The sequence below is a fragment of the Streptomyces sp. NPDC052043 genome, assembly GCF_044548235.1.
In the GTDB taxonomy this organism is placed as follows: Bacteria; Actinomycetota; Actinomycetes; order Streptomycetales; family Streptomycetaceae; genus Streptomyces.
On record NZ_JBIUBT010000011.1, the window covers coordinates 283,467 to 296,980 of the forward strand.

The window sequence follows — 13,514 nt, forward strand, 5'->3', positions numbered from 1 at the left end:
ACCCTTCGTGTGTGCGTGACAGGCACGGTCTCTTCCCTTCAGCCTTGCCAGGAGTGCCTCGTGCCCGTCTCGCTTCCCCGTGCCCTCGGACTGTCCCTCGACCTGCTGCGCTGCCCGACGTGTCGCACGCGCCACCTGCACCCCGACCGCGGCGCACTGCGCTGCCCGGCGGGCCATACCTTCGACATCGCCCGCCACGGCTATGCCGGCCTTCTGACGGGCGCCCGTGCCACCAGCGGCGACGACGCGGCCATGGTCCGGGCTCGGGACCGCTTCCTGGCCACCGGCAGGTATGCCCCCATCCGCCGGGCCGTGGCCCACCTGGCGGCCGACTCGGCCCCGCAGCGGGGTACCGTCGTGGACGTCGGGTGCGGCACGGGCTACTACCTGGCCGGCGTTCTCGACCAGTTGCCCGGCGCCCGAGGCCTGGGCCTGGACACGTCGGTGCGCGCGCTGCGCTCGGCAGCCCGAGCCCATGAACGAGCCGCTGCGGCGACCTGGGACGTCTTCCGGCCCTTCCCACTGGCGGACCAGGTGGCCGACGTAGTGTTGGACGTGTTCGCACCGCGCAATCCCGCCGAGTTCTGCCGCGTACTCCGCCCGGCCGGCCGGCTGATCGTGGCCCGTCCCACGGCGCGGCACCTGGCCGAGCTGCGCGGCCGGGTGCCTGCGATGGTCAGCATCGACCCGCTGAAGGAACAGCGCCTGCACCAGGCACTGGACCCCTACTTCGAGGCCGTCGTCACCGAACGCGTGGAGTACTCCATGGCCCTGGTCGGGCTGGAGGCCCTGGACCTGGTGGGGATGACGCCGAGCGCACGTCACTTGAGCCGCACAGAGTTGGACGAGGGCGGCCTCCTGCCCGACCGGGTCACGGTGTCTGTGCTGGCCACCGCCTACCAGCCTCGGTGACCACGAGCGGGCGCCTGCGCCTGCTGACCCACGAGCAGCGGGCACGCCTGGCGCCCTGGCTTCCTCACAACAACGGGAAGACAGGGCGCCCGTGGAGAGATCTGCCCGCGAGGCGTTCGGCCCCTGGCAGACGTCATACGGAGGGCGGGGTGCTCTGACCACCCCGCCCTCTCCGCGCGACTCAGGAACAACGCACCAGCGAGTAGCGTCCGATGGCATCGCAACGGATCCGATGTACCTCCACCTGCCCGGCCTCGACGGGAACCCTGCCCCGAGCCTCCCACTCCCGCCGGCTGTTGGCACGGACGAGCGCCGTCCACACCGCGCCGGTGCGGGAGGACGCCCCTTCGATCACGTAGTACAGCCAGACCAGCCGACTGGCTGAGTCGTGGAACGGCAGGCCGACCAGCCACTTGGTGCAGCCCTCGGGCAGGAGCCGGGGTCCTGGCACCGGCCGGTCGGTGCCGGTACGTTCGTCATGGGGAGCTGGGCCGCCGAACGGATCGCCCTTGTCAGAGGTCGGACGCGATACGTACGCGCCCTGCGGGCTGCAACTGTCCGTCTCGAGCAACATGGTGCCTCCTCTCCGTGGGCCGGCTCGGGCGATCGCGTGGCTGACACTGCGTACCGGCCGGACGGAGACGCCGAACCGAAACGCTCCGTCTGCATGGACTGACTGGACAGCGGACCGTGGTGTGACAGCTCTGTCGCCGTCGGCCGCAAGCTGGGTGCGCCCGACACATGTCGCGCCACCGGTCATACCGCTGACAGGGACCGCCGCGAGCGGCCCGCACCGCAGGACGGCAGTCTGTGGTCGTCACAGATCCGCGGCGTGTCCGGTCAGCATGAGGAAACGGTCGTGGGCGCTGACGCACGGACACGCATGTCCGCCGCGCGGTCGCTCGGAGCCCATGACACGGTGGACTCACGGAGGTGCAGGATGATGTCACACGATCACACGGCGGTCGGGCACGGAGAGCACGGGCAGACCGGAGGATGGCAGACGGCCGTCAAGATGCTCCAGGACGCCGCGCCGCTCTCCGTCCCGGACGGCGCCTCGGCGATGACCATCCACGTGGAGTGGGAGCCCGGCGACCCGGGCACTCCTCCGCACCGCCACTCGGGACCGGCGTTCGGGTACGTCATCGAGGGCGCGGTCCGCTTCGAGCTGGAGGGCGAGCCCGAGCGCGTCGTAGAGGCCGGCGGGACGTTCTGGGAGCCCGGTGGCGACGTGATCCACTATCAGGACGGCAACGCTTTGACGGACGCGAAGACCCGGTTCGTCGTGACCATGCTCTGCGCGCCGGGCAAGCCCATGCTCGAGCTGGTCGAGGAGAAGGAACTGGCCGAGCGCGCCCACCTGCGCGCCCCGCGACCGGCCGCCTGACCTCAGGACCACCACGCGCACGGCGCGGTTCCGCCGGAGCCGGGCCGTGCGCTCCGTGGGTCGGGCCCGCCGCGACCGCAACCACCCGGACGCCGTCCGAGGCGAGTTCCAGCGCCCAGCTGTGGGTCGGTTCGCCGCGTACGCGAGCAGGCTCGGGGCGACCACCTTGACGTCGAACATGCGGGTGAGCACGGCGCGGTCAGTCTCGGCCAGTGGCATGACGGCGACCACACCGGTGGGCCTCCGCGCGGCGTCCCACGCCGAGGGCCCGGGCTCCCGACTCGGACAGGCTTGTCGCCGTCGTCCGGCCGATGCCCGATCCGGCTCCCGTGACGACGGCGACGCGTCCCGCGAAGCGCGGGGCTGTGGTGCCCGCTGTGGGCGGTGCGGCGAGGGGTCGCTCGCCGCACCGCCCACAGCGGCCCGTGGCGCCTCAGCCGAACTGGCCCGGCTGGTAGTCGCCGGCCGGTGTCTGGTTGATGACGTTGATGCGGTTGTAGGCGTTGATCACGGCGATGAGCGAGATCAGCGCGGCGAGCTGGTCCTCGTCGTAGTGCTTGGCGACGTTCTCCCAGGCCTCGTCCGTGACTCCGCCGGCCGCGTCCGCGATGCGAGTGCCCTGCTCGGCCAGTTCGAGCGCGGCACGCTCGGCCTCGGTGAAGACCTTGGCCTCGCGCCAGGCCGCCACCAGATTCAGGCGCTGCTGTGTCTCACCGGCGTGAGCGGCGTCCTTGCTGTGCATGTCGGTGCAGAAGCCACAGCCGTTGATCTGGCTCGCGCGGAGCTTCACCAGTTCCTGGACCGTGGGCGGCAGCGTCGAGTCGGCCACCACCTTGTTGGCCGAGTTGATGTGCCTGAGCACCTTGGCCGCAAGGGGATGACCGAAGTAGTTGAGACGCGCTTCCATGGTGGGATCTCCTCGTCGTGTTGCGGTTACGCCCTACTGACCGGGCTCCCCGTCGGGCTGTGACAGAGTGATCCGTGATGCACGTCACTCCCCGCTGGTGGTTTCGAGGCGGTATGTCCGACTCGGGTCGGTAGCATGCGAGCGAAAGACCGGAACTCCGGGCCAGGACGGTGCACTCGCGTCCGAGGCCGGTTCCGAAGTCGCCGGGACGTGTGGAACGAGTGAACCGAGGTGACCCCATGGCACAAGAAAGTGTGTTGCATCCCGCCCTGATCGTGCCGGTCGGACATGTCGAGCCGGTGCCGCGGCGCATCCGGGCGATGGTCGGCGGCCGCGTCGCCTTCGACACCCGACGCGCCGTGTACGTATGGGAATGGCCCGCCTACCCTCAATTCAGCATCCCGGTCGAGGACCTGGCTGAAGGCGTGCTGACCGACGACGACCACGCCGAGATGCTGAGCGTCGGCCCGGCGCGGCGCCATTCGCTGCGCGTCGGCTCCGAGGTGCGCGAAGGCGCCGCCTGGGTCTGGGAGCCAGGCGCGCCTGAGGCGCTGCACGGCACCGTCCGCTTCAAGTGGGACGCGCTCGACGCGTGGTTCGAGGAGGACGAACCCGTCTTCGTCCACCCGCGAAGCCCCTACTCCCGTGTGGACGCGCTGCGTTCCTCCAGCAGCGTGCGCGTCGAACGGGAAGGGGCCGTGCTGGCCGACGCGCCGCAGTGCGTGAAGCTTTTCGAGACGGGCCTGCCGACCCGGTACTACCTCGACCGCGTCCACGTCGACTGGACCCGGCTGCGCGCCTCGGACACGGTCACCCAATGCCCCTACAAGGGCACGACGAGCGGCTACTGGTCGTTCGACGGCGACGCCGAGACCCACGAGGACATCGCCTGGGCCTACGACTTCCCGACGACCCACTCCCACCGCATCGCCGGCATGGTGGCGTTCTACAACGAGCACGTCGACCTGTACGTCGACGGCACGCTGCTCCCGGGTCCCACGAAGCAGGGCCGCCGGCCCTCCGCCCCATCCGCTCCGTGACCGTGTGTTTCCACGCTTGAGTGTGACTCGCCCCGCGCACGGACACGACCGTCAGAAATCGGGACGGCGCAGGTGGCCCGGGGCAGCGGGCAGATCACGCGAGTGACCGCCAACTTCCGCCGGTCCGCGTGCCGGTCAGGCGTCGAGCGTCTCCACGTACGGCAGCAGCTTCGCCGGGTTCATGATCCACATGATGCGGTCGATGCCCTCGGACGACACCTCGACGGACAGCAGGGCCACCGGGTTCCCGCCGTGCGAGACCAGGACGGCCGGACGGCCGTTGGCCTCGACCCACCGGATCTCCCCGGCGGGCCAGAAGCGCGGCGCGAAGGCGACCAGGTAGTGGGAAACGTGCGTACGGCCCATGACCGGGACCTTGGACGCCCCGCGGATCCCGCCGCCGTCGGAGTAGCTGACGACGTCCTCGGCGAGCACGTGCTCCAGGACCGTGAGGTTGCCCGTCTGCGCCGCGTCGAGGAACACCTCCATCAGCCGCCGGTGAGCGGTCGTGCCGGCCGGTTCCCTGCGACCGTCGGCCAGATGCCTGCGCGCCCGGCTCACCAGCTGGCGCGTGTTGGCCTCGCTGGTCTCGAGGATGTCCGCGATCCGCTTGTACGGATAGTCGAACGCCTCGCGCAGCACGTAGGCGGCGCGCTCCACGGGATTCAGTTTCTCCAGCAGCATGAGGACCGCGAGTTCCACGGCCTCGGCGCGCTCCGCGCCCAGCTGCGGGTCCTGGCTGGTGTCGACCGGCTCCGGCAGCCAGGGGCCGACGTACGACTCACGTCGTACCCGGGCCGACTGGGCGAGGTTGATGGCGAGCCGCGCCGTCACCGTGGTCAGGAAGGCCGTCGGCTCGCGCACGACCGAGCGGTCGGTGTTCTGCCAGCGCAGCCACGCCTCCTGGAGGATGTCCTCGGCCTCCACCGCACTGCCGAGTACCCGGTAGGCGATACCGAAGAGCTGTGAGCGCGCCGTGACGAATTCCTTCGTCGCCCGGTCGAGGGAGGATGTGTCCTTCTCGGCGTGCATCAGTTTCCTTCCCGCTCAGGCCTCATGCTACAAGCCGAGGTGCGCCAGGCGCGTGAGCGAGCCCGTGTAACAGCAGTGGTAACACCGTGCGATGTCGGCCCCACTGACTGATGCGGCGCCATCGCCGGAACAGTGGGATCGGCGGGCCGGGGGAGCGGGGTCTCGCATGCGGGAACATCAGCACGGCCGCTCAGCGGCAGCACGGCCGCATCGGACGGTACGCTCGCCGCCCGGAACACACGGTAACGCGAACCGACCAGCGCAAAGGTCGTGATCACGGAGCGCTGTCCACCGCCGGCGGAAACTCAGGTGGCCTCAGCGCGCGATCTGGGTAGGGTCGGGCAATGCCCGAGCTGAAGCGGCTGCATGCCGGCCACGCCTCGGCGGTCCTGGCCTTCGAGCTGGCGAACCGCGCCTACTTCGCTGCCTCGATCTCCGACCGCGGCGACGCCTTCTTCGACCAGTTCACCGACCGGCACAACGCCTTGCTGGCCGAGCAGGAGGCCGGCAGCTGCGCCTTCTACGTGCTCGTCGCCGAGGACGGCTCGGTACTCGGCAGGTTCAACCTGTACGACTTGGAGGACGGCACCGCCAAACTCGGCTACCGGGTCGCGGAGCAGGTGGCCGGCCGCGGCGTGGCGACCGCGACCGTCCGGGAGCTGTGCCGGACTGCGACCGCGCGGCACGGCCTGCGCACACTGCGGGCGGCCACCTCCCACGACAACGCCGCGTCCCAGAAAGTCTTGACCAAGGCCGGGTTCGTCCCGGTCGGCCCGGCCACCCCGGCCGATCTCGGCGGCAAGTCAGGCACCTGGTACGAGCGCGACCTCCAGCCATAGACCTTGATCTTGCTCGTGGGTCGGCCTGGTGGTGGACGAGGAGCGTCTGGTCCGCCTGGCGACCGAGCACCTCTCCACCGGCTACCGGGAAACCCTGCCCACCGACGCGGCCTGGACCTCGTGTCGCACCCCGAGCCGGAGCAACCGGGCTGACCGGAATACCCCCCCCGTCGGCGGGGAGGCCGAGTACGGCCGTACCGATCCGCACGCGACGGCCAAGTGGCCTTTGGGGTCTGCTTTGTGGGAGCAGCGTGAAGATGTCCCACGCTGATCATCTTATGAGTAACATGCCGGATCATCTGCTCGTTGTCGACCGGAGCGACATGCCCTGCTTCCCTTGGCCCCCAGTATGTCTGGCGTGTCCGTGTTCTGTATCTCGGCGCGAACCAGTCGCTGGACGGACTCCTGGGAGCCCGGGGTTCCGGGAAGCAGGTCGTCCCACTCGGTGGCCTGCAGACGTGCGCGCCTCTTCCTTACCCACATCGCCAGGTCTGCCTGTCGGGCGTGAGCTTCCGCTGAATCGCCCGATGCCGGCGGGGGCCTGGCTCTGACTCTCCGAGGACCCCCTATCCGTGACATCAAATCCCGAAGCTGCCTTCGCGGTGCTGGGTGCGACAACCGTCGCGGGCGCTGCCGCCGCAGCGGCTCTGGCCAGATCCCGCGTGGTCCTGTCCCGTCGCTGTGCGGCGCTGACCCGACAAATCGCGGAGCAGAATGAGGAGTTGGCAACCCTCCGGGCACGCGAGAGGGCGCAGTTCGAAGAACTGAGCCACCTGGTGAACAACCGGCTGCCCGCCGCCGCTCTGCACCTGATCAGTGATCACCACCCCGTACCCGACGGCCTGTTGAACGACGACAGCGACTTCGCGACGCAGGCCCAGGCGGCCCACGACCTGTTCGTGGAGACGCTGATCGGTGAGCGCGGCCGTATCGACTCCGCCGCCCGGGCGGCACTGCGCGGCGCCTGCACGGCGATCCAGGCCCAGAGCTTCCGGCTGCAGACGCTCATCGACGAACTGCAGCGCGACTGCCGCGACCCGGAGGTCGTCAAGGAGTACTTCCGTATCGACCAGCTCAACGAGCAAGTCCTCCGGCTGGTGCAGAAGGCGGCCATCGTCAGTGGTTCGTGGCCCGGCCTGGTCCGGCCGGACACCCACCTCCCGGACGTCGTCGCGGGAGCCACGTCGCGTCTGAACGGATTCGAGCGGATCCAGGTCCACACCAAACTGCTGGTCGGCGGGGTGGGCATCGTCGGCCGGGCCGCGGAACCGGTGGCGGTGGCCTGCACCGAGCTGATGGCGAACGCGCTGGAGTCCTCACGGGGCGACCTGGCGGTGGAGGTCACGCTGCTGCAGACGGACAACGGCAACGTGTGCATCCAGATCGACGACGCGGGCAAGGGGATGACCCGCGAGTCCGTCGCGCGCGGCACCCGGCTGGTGAGCGGCGAGAATGCCGGCAAGCTGCTGCTCACCGAGCTGGGCGACCCTCCGGCTCTGGGCTTCGCGGCCATCGGGCAGCTGGTCGCCGATCACGGCTTCCACGTGTCCGTCGATCAGGTCTCCCCCTATGGCGGGGTTCGCGCCGTGCTGGCGGTTCCGAAGCATCTGCTGACCACCATCGACGAGCAGGCGGAGCCGCCGTCGGCGATGGCGGCCCTGCCGGCCCCGGCGCCGCGCACACCCGTACCTCCTGCCGCCGCGGTGCCCGGGGAGGGACTGCGCGACGTCAGCGCGCCGTCTTCGCGTGACGCCAGCGGGCTGCCCCAGCGCCGCCGCCGGAGCGGATCCTCCCGTGGCCGCTCTCTGACTCGTACGGCTCGACCGGTGGACCCGGATGAGGCCGGCGCTGCATGGGGTGACTTCGAGCAGGCCGTTGCCGCCGGACGTGACGCAACCGATTCTGAGAACAAGGACAAGTCTTGACCCAGTCAACTCTCAGCGACCAGATCCCCGACCCGTCCTGGGTCCTGGGCCCGATCATCGAGATCGGCGTCCGGCATGCTCTGATCCTTTCCGCCGACGGCATCGTCGTCGGAGCCTCGGGCAGCCTCGGTCGCGATGAATCCGAAGGTATGGCGGCCATGGTGTCCGCCCTGCACGGCGCCGCGCGCGCGGCTGCCGTCGTCTCGCTCGAGGCGCCCGAGGAGACTCCGATCTCCACCATCACGGTCCAACTCGACGCCTCTGGAACGCTGATGGTCATGCCGGCCGGCGGAGCCAACGCGTTCATCGCCGCTTCCTTCGGCACCGACGTGCCGATGAACATCGTCGCGCACACCCTCGCGCGGCAGGCGAAGAACCTCGGCGAGGCGCTGATGTCCGTACCCACGCGCTCCCATGGCCCGGCGTCATGAGCCCGGGCCCGGCACGACGACTGGTCCCCAGTTACCTGGCCACGGGAGGGGTCAGCGCTCCCGAGCACAGCACCCTCCAAGACCTGACGGCGTTGACCGCCACGGGCCAATCCGCGCTGCCCCATCACACGCCCGCCCATCAGCGACTTCTCGACCTGGTCAATGACGGCGGGCTGACCGTGATGGAGATCGCGGGCTATCTGCGTCTTCCGATCGGCGTGGTGAAGATGCTCGCCGCCCAGTTGGTGTCCGACGGTCACCTGCGTGCCGCCGCGCCGCTTCCGGACGCCCTTGCTCCCACCGCTCACGCCGGACGGCCCAGCAGGGCCCTCCTGGAGGAGGTTATGCATGGGCTCCTCGCCCTCTAGTGCGCCGGTCTACCTGCCGGACTCGAACCACGAACGGGTGAAGATCCTGGTGGCCGGGCCGTTCGGCATCGGTAAGACCACGATGATCCGCACCCTGTCGGAGATTCCGAGCCTCCACACCGAGGAGGTCATGACCGACGCGGCGGCCCAGGTCGACGAACTGGCGGTCGCGGACAAGAAGACCACCACGGTGGCCATCGACTTCGGCCGTCTCACCATCGCGCAGGGGCGCATCGTCCTGTACCTGTTCGGCACTCCCGGGCAGCGGCGGTTCAAGCCCCTGTGGAGCGACTACGCCCGTGGCGCCCTGGGCGCACTCGTCATCGTGGACACCCGAAGACTGGCCGACTCCTTCGAGGTCATGGACCTCATCGAGGAGACCGGCCTGGACTACGCCGTAGCCGTGAACCAATTCCCCGAATCCCCCGCGTATGACGAGGAGACCCTCCGCGTCAAGCTCGATCTCGAGGATCACACGCCCATGGTCATCTGCGATGCGCGCGACTGGGACTCCAGCCTCAACGCGCTGCGAGCGCTGGCCGTTCACCTCGTGACCCGTGCCGGAGGCAATCTGTGACAGCCGCCCCCAACGCTGTTCCGCTGTACGGACCTGAGCACGCCGCCGACCCTCAGCGCAGCTACCAACTGCTGCGCGATCAGGGCCCGGTGGGCCGCGCCGAGATCGACCCCGGCCTCGCCGTGTGGGTGGTCACCGACTACCGGGCCGCTCTCGACCTGTTGCAGGACCCCGGCACCTGGACCAAGGACACGCGGGGCTGGGACACGACGGTGCCGGCGGACAGCCCGGTCAGGGAGCCCTTGCAGTGGCGCCCCAGCCTGGCCTTCGCCGACGGCGAGGAACACGCGCATCTGCGGAAGGTCATCACCGACAGTTTCGCGCTCCTCGACCCCCAGTACCTGCGAGATGTGACGCTGCGTCACGCGGACACCCTTCTGGACGAGTTCGCCCATACGGGACGCGCCGACCTGGTCGCCCAGTACGCCCGCAGGCTGCCGCTCATGGTCCTGAACACTCTGTTCGGCATGCCGGACGAGGGCGCGGACCAGCTCATGTCGGCGATCGAGGCGCTGATGAGTACGGTCCCCCTGGCCAAGGAGGCGGGTGAGCAGGCCCTCACCGCCTATCTGGGCAGCCTCTACGCCATGAAGAGTGCGCGGCGCGGCCGCGACCTCACCTCCTGGTTCATCGACCACCCGCACGGGCTCGGCCCGGAGGAGGTGATCAACCAGGTACTGATCACTCAGGGCGCGGCCTACGGCACGCTGGCGGGCCTGATCGCCAACACCCTCGCGCAGATCCTCTCCGACCAGCGGTACCGGGGCACTCTCACCACCGGGAGCCTGCCCATCAGGCACGCCATCGACGAGGTGCTCTGGGCGGATCCGCCTTTGGCCATGTACAGCCTTCACCGCGCACGGCGCTCCGTCACCTTCCACGGGCGCGCCATCGAGGCCGGAGAGCCCGTCATGGTCTCCTACGCGGCGGTCAACACCTGCCCCCACACCGGTCAGGTGGCCGACGAGCAGCGCTCCGACCACAAGGCACACCTCGCCTTCGCGGCCGGTCCGCACTCCTGCCCCGCCGAGGACATCGTGTTCGTGGTGGCGGTCGCGGCCATCGAGCGGCTGATGGGCAGGCTGCCGGACGTCGAACTCACCGTCCCGGCTGCCACCCTGACGTACCAGCCGGGCCCCATCTATCGCGTCCTCACCTCACTGCCCTGCCGTTTCACTCCGCAGACTCCGGATTCACGGAGATCAACGCGGGGTAGCGTCCCGGTGTCTGCTTGATCTAGATCACCGACACCGACACCAACACCGACAGCTGACCGACCGCCCCCGGGTGCACACCCGGGGGCCGTGTTCTGCCTGTCCACGGGAAAGGGGCGATTTTGCGTGGGATTCTCGCTTCAAGGAAGGTACGTGCGTCGATGGCCGGTACCGCATGGGACACCGAAATCCCGACCCTTATATCCGTTCGTGACGATGTAGACGCGGTGCTCGAGGACTTCGTCGACGTGCAGGAGCGGGCAGCGCACGGCCCGGAGATGGCACCGCTGTTCACCACCGCCCGCCGGCTCCTCTTCTCCAACGGCAAGCGACTGCGCCCCTTGCTGTGCGTGGCGGGATGGCAGGCCGCAGGCGCACCGGGAGACCCCCACGCGGTCCTTCGCGTCGCCGCCGCCCTGGAGCTGTTCCAGACCTTCGCCCTGATCCACGACGACGTCATGGACGACAGCGACACCCGCCGCGGACGGCCCTCGGCCCACCGCGCCCTGGCCGCCGAGTACATGAGCGGCGGTGGGCGGCTCAGCAAGGCGGAGGCGCACGGCCGGGGCGCCGCCATCCTCCTCGGTGACCTCCTGCTCGTGTGGTCGGACGAAATGCTGGCGGGCGCGGGGCTCGAAGCCCGGGCGCGGGCCAGGGTCCTGCCACTGGTGGACAGCATGCGCGCCGAGCTGGTCTACGGGCAGTACCTGGATCTGCTGTCGACCGACCGGATGTCCGGGGACGTCGAGGCCGCGCTGCGGGTCGCCCGGTACAAGACGGGGAAGTACACCGTGGAACGGCCCCTGCACCTCGGCGTTTCCCTGGCCGGCGGCGATCCGCAGCTGCTGCAGACCTGCACCGATTTCGCCCTCCCGCTGGGAGAAGCGTTTCAGCTGCGCGATGACCTGCTCAACGTCTTCGGTGACCCGGTGCGGACCGGCAAGCCTGTCGGAGACGACATCCGTGAGGGCAAAGCCACCGTGCTCCTGGCTCTCGCGATCCAGGACGCCTCCGAGGCCGACCTGAAGCTGCTCGGCACCCTGATCGGCAGCCCGGAACTGGGGATCGAGGACATCGACCGGTTCCGCACCGTCATGGAGACCACCGGTGCCCGGCAACGGGTCGAAGACATGATCATCGCCAGGCGCGACACCGCGCTCGCCACGCTGGAAGAAGCAGACCTGCCCCAGGACGTCGCCGAGACGTTGAGGCAGATCGTATGGATGGCCACGGAAAGGCAGTCATGAGCTCCATATCCCACCAGGCGGCCCCGATACGGGCACAGCACACGAACAGCTACGTGGAGCTGGCCCGGCAGTTGGTGACGTCGGTCGACAACGACCCCTGGGGCGATGTGCCTCCCTCCGTGTACGAGACGGCCCGGGTGACCTCCTGGGCGCCATGGCTGGAGGGACACGAACGCCGTCTGGCATGGCTGCTGGAGCGACAGTCCGCCGCGGGCAGTTGGGGAGAGGGCCCCACGCCGTACCGGCTGCTGCCGACGCTCAGCGTCACGGAAGCCCTCCTGTCCACGCTGCGCCAGAACACGGCCGCGGGCGTCTCGCGCGAGCGGCTCGCCGCGGCTGTGGACAACGGGCTCGCCGCGCTGCGGGAGCTGTCCGGCACCGGCGGGTGGCCGGACACGGCGGCCATCGAGATCCTCGCCCCCGACCTGGTCGTCCTGATCAACGACCACCTGGACCAGCCGGAGGTCGCCGCCCTGCCCCGACTCGGTCCCTGGGCCCGCGGGCAGCGCCTGGATCAGCCGCGCGGATTTCAGGCGGCGCTGCCCGACCGCGTGGCCGAGCGGTGCCAGCTGGCCGGCGGTGTGCCACTCAAGCTGCACCACACCTTCGAAGGGGTCGCGCGCCGCCTGCCGCGGATGGTGCCTGGCGTCCCGGGCGGGCTGCTGGGCAGTTCCCCCGCCGCCACCGCCGCCTGGCTGGCCACCGGACCCGACGCGGGCCGGGACCAGGCGGTCACCGCGCTGACCGCCGTGGCGGAGCGCTACGACGGTCTCTTCCCGGAGGCCACGCCGATCTCCGTCTTCGAGCGGCTGTGGGTCTCCGTCGCCCTGGCCCGTCCCGGCCTGCCCGCCGACTGTGTGCCGACCATCCGCGCCTGGGCTGCGGAGATCTACGACACCACCGGCGTACGCGGCGCCCCCGGCCTGCTGCCCGACACCGACGACACCGCCATGGCCGTGCTGGCGTCCGCCCTCGCCGGCTCGCCCCGCGACCCCTCCCCGCTGTCCGCCTTCGAGGCAGGCGACCACTACGACTGCTATGTCGGCGAGGACACCGGCTCCAGCACAGCCAACGCCCACGCCCTCCGGGCGCTCACCGCCTGGCTGGGCCACCGGCCCGCGACAGGTGACGCTCTCCAGGCCCGTCGGGACCTGACCCGCGACTGGCTCCTCGCCCAGCAAGAGCCCGACGGTGCCTGGCGCGACAAGTGGCACGCGTCCCCCTATTACGCCACCGAACGGTGCGTCACCGCTCTCTCCGGGCACACGGGCCCGACCACCCGCGACGCCATCCGCTCGGCCGCCGACTGGGTGCTGGACGCCCAGAGCGACGACGGATCCTGGGGCGTGTGGGGTGGCACCGCCGAGGAGACCGCCTATGCCGTGAACATCCTCCTCAACTCCCCGGATCACACGGGCACGCCCGAGGCCACCCAGGCCCTGAAACTCGCCGAGAACGTCCTGCGCGAGGCCGTCCACTCCTCCGACCCTCACCACCCTGCCCTCTGGCACGACAAGACCCTCTACGCCCCCCAGGCCATGGCGCAGGCCGAGGTGATCGCCGCGCTCGAGCTGCTGCAGGCCCGTCGGCCCTGAACCGTTCCGCCGCCCCTTCAGCCTGGATCGCATTCGGAGG

General features: G+C 70.0%; 14 protein-coding genes and 1 pseudogene. 11 read left to right on the forward strand and 4 right to left on the reverse strand.

Annotation, left to right across the window (positions count from 1 at the left end; all coding sequences use genetic code 11):
* Nucleotides 1–60: 60 nt before the first annotated feature.
* Nucleotides 61–912, forward strand: coding sequence for a putative RNA methyltransferase (locus tag ACIHCX_RS27085; protein ID WP_400033812.1), 852 nt, complete (start codon nt 61–63; stop codon nt 910–912).
* A gap of 181 nt (nt 913–1,093) precedes the next feature.
* Here the strand turns inward: ACIHCX_RS27085 and ACIHCX_RS27090 are convergent, their stop codons facing one another.
* A complete protein-coding gene (locus tag ACIHCX_RS27090) occupies nt 1,094–1,486 on the reverse strand; it encodes a hypothetical protein (protein WP_400033814.1) in 393 nt (130 codons plus the stop codon).
* A gap of 366 nt (nt 1,487–1,852) precedes the next feature.
* On the opposite strand from ACIHCX_RS27090, the gene ACIHCX_RS27095 reads away from it, so the two are divergent.
* Nucleotides 1,853–2,299, forward strand: a complete 447-nt coding sequence (locus ACIHCX_RS27095) for a cupin domain-containing protein (RefSeq protein ID WP_400033816.1) — start codon at nt 1,853–1,855, stop codon at nt 2,297–2,299.
* A 199-nt stretch (nt 2,300–2,498) separates the two neighbouring features.
* Here the strand turns inward: ACIHCX_RS27095 and ACIHCX_RS27100 are convergent.
* Both ACIHCX_RS27100 and ACIHCX_RS27105 read right to left on the reverse strand, forming a co-directional pair.
* Nucleotides 2,499–2,633, reverse strand: a pseudogene (locus tag ACIHCX_RS27100) (ketoreductase); the annotation flags it as partial.
* 99 nt (nt 2,634–2,732) lie between these two features.
* Entirely contained in the window at nt 2,733–3,206 is a 474-nt protein-coding gene (locus tag ACIHCX_RS27105) for a carboxymuconolactone decarboxylase family protein (RefSeq protein WP_400033818.1), read from the reverse strand.
* Between the two features lie 239 nt (nt 3,207–3,445).
* On the opposite strand from ACIHCX_RS27105, the gene ACIHCX_RS27110 reads away from it, so the two are divergent.
* Complete coding sequence (locus tag ACIHCX_RS27110; RefSeq protein WP_400033820.1) at nt 3,446–4,246, forward strand: DUF427 domain-containing protein; 801 nt, start codon at nt 3,446–3,448, stop codon at nt 4,244–4,246.
* A gap of 135 nt (nt 4,247–4,381) precedes the next feature.
* On the opposite strand, the gene ACIHCX_RS27115 is transcribed toward ACIHCX_RS27110, so the two are convergent.
* Nucleotides 4,382–5,278, reverse strand: a complete 897-nt coding sequence (locus ACIHCX_RS27115; RefSeq protein ID WP_400033822.1) for an RNA polymerase sigma-70 factor — start codon at nt 5,276–5,278, stop codon at nt 4,382–4,384.
* 344 nt (nt 5,279–5,622) lie between these two features.
* Between ACIHCX_RS27115 and ACIHCX_RS27120 the strand changes: the two genes are divergently transcribed.
* The 8 genes from ACIHCX_RS27120 to ACIHCX_RS27155 all read left to right on the forward strand — a co-directional run bounded on the left by ACIHCX_RS27120 (nt 5,623) and on the right by ACIHCX_RS27155 (nt 13,474).
* Entirely contained in the window at nt 5,623–6,117 is a 495-nt protein-coding gene (locus tag ACIHCX_RS27120; RefSeq protein ID WP_400033824.1) for a GNAT family N-acetyltransferase, read from the forward strand.
* Nucleotides 6,118–6,839: 722 nt separating this feature from the next.
* On the forward strand, nt 6,840–8,042 hold the full coding sequence (locus tag ACIHCX_RS27125) for an ATP-binding protein (RefSeq protein ID WP_400033826.1): 1,203 nt from the start codon (nt 6,840–6,842) through the stop codon (nt 8,040–8,042).
* Nucleotides 8,039–8,473, forward strand: coding sequence for a roadblock/LC7 domain-containing protein (locus tag ACIHCX_RS27130; protein WP_400033828.1), 435 nt, complete (start codon nt 8,039–8,041; stop codon nt 8,471–8,473). The genes ACIHCX_RS27125 and ACIHCX_RS27130 overlap by 4 nt, the downstream gene beginning before the upstream one ends.
* Nucleotides 8,470–8,841 (forward strand): DUF742 domain-containing protein, encoded by a 372-nt coding sequence (locus ACIHCX_RS27135; RefSeq protein ID WP_400033830.1) that lies wholly within the window; start codon nt 8,470–8,472, stop codon nt 8,839–8,841. Before ACIHCX_RS27130 ends, ACIHCX_RS27135 begins: the two co-directional genes overlap by 4 nt.
* Complete coding sequence (locus tag ACIHCX_RS27140) at nt 8,822–9,418, forward strand: GTP-binding protein (RefSeq protein WP_400033832.1); 597 nt, start codon at nt 8,822–8,824, stop codon at nt 9,416–9,418. Before ACIHCX_RS27135 ends, ACIHCX_RS27140 begins: the two co-directional genes overlap by 20 nt.
* Entirely contained in the window at nt 9,415–10,653 is a 1,239-nt protein-coding gene (locus ACIHCX_RS27145; protein WP_400033834.1) for a cytochrome P450, read from the forward strand. The genes ACIHCX_RS27140 and ACIHCX_RS27145 overlap by 4 nt, the downstream gene beginning before the upstream one ends.
* 140 nt (nt 10,654–10,793) lie before the next feature.
* Nucleotides 10,794–11,879, forward strand: coding sequence for a polyprenyl synthetase family protein (locus ACIHCX_RS27150; RefSeq protein ID WP_400033836.1), 1,086 nt, complete (start codon nt 10,794–10,796; stop codon nt 11,877–11,879).
* Entirely contained in the window at nt 11,876–13,474 is a 1,599-nt protein-coding gene (locus tag ACIHCX_RS27155) for a prenyltransferase/squalene oxidase repeat-containing protein (protein ID WP_400033838.1), read from the forward strand. The genes ACIHCX_RS27150 and ACIHCX_RS27155 overlap by 4 nt, the downstream gene beginning before the upstream one ends.
* Nucleotides 13,475–13,514: the final 40 nt, after the last annotated feature.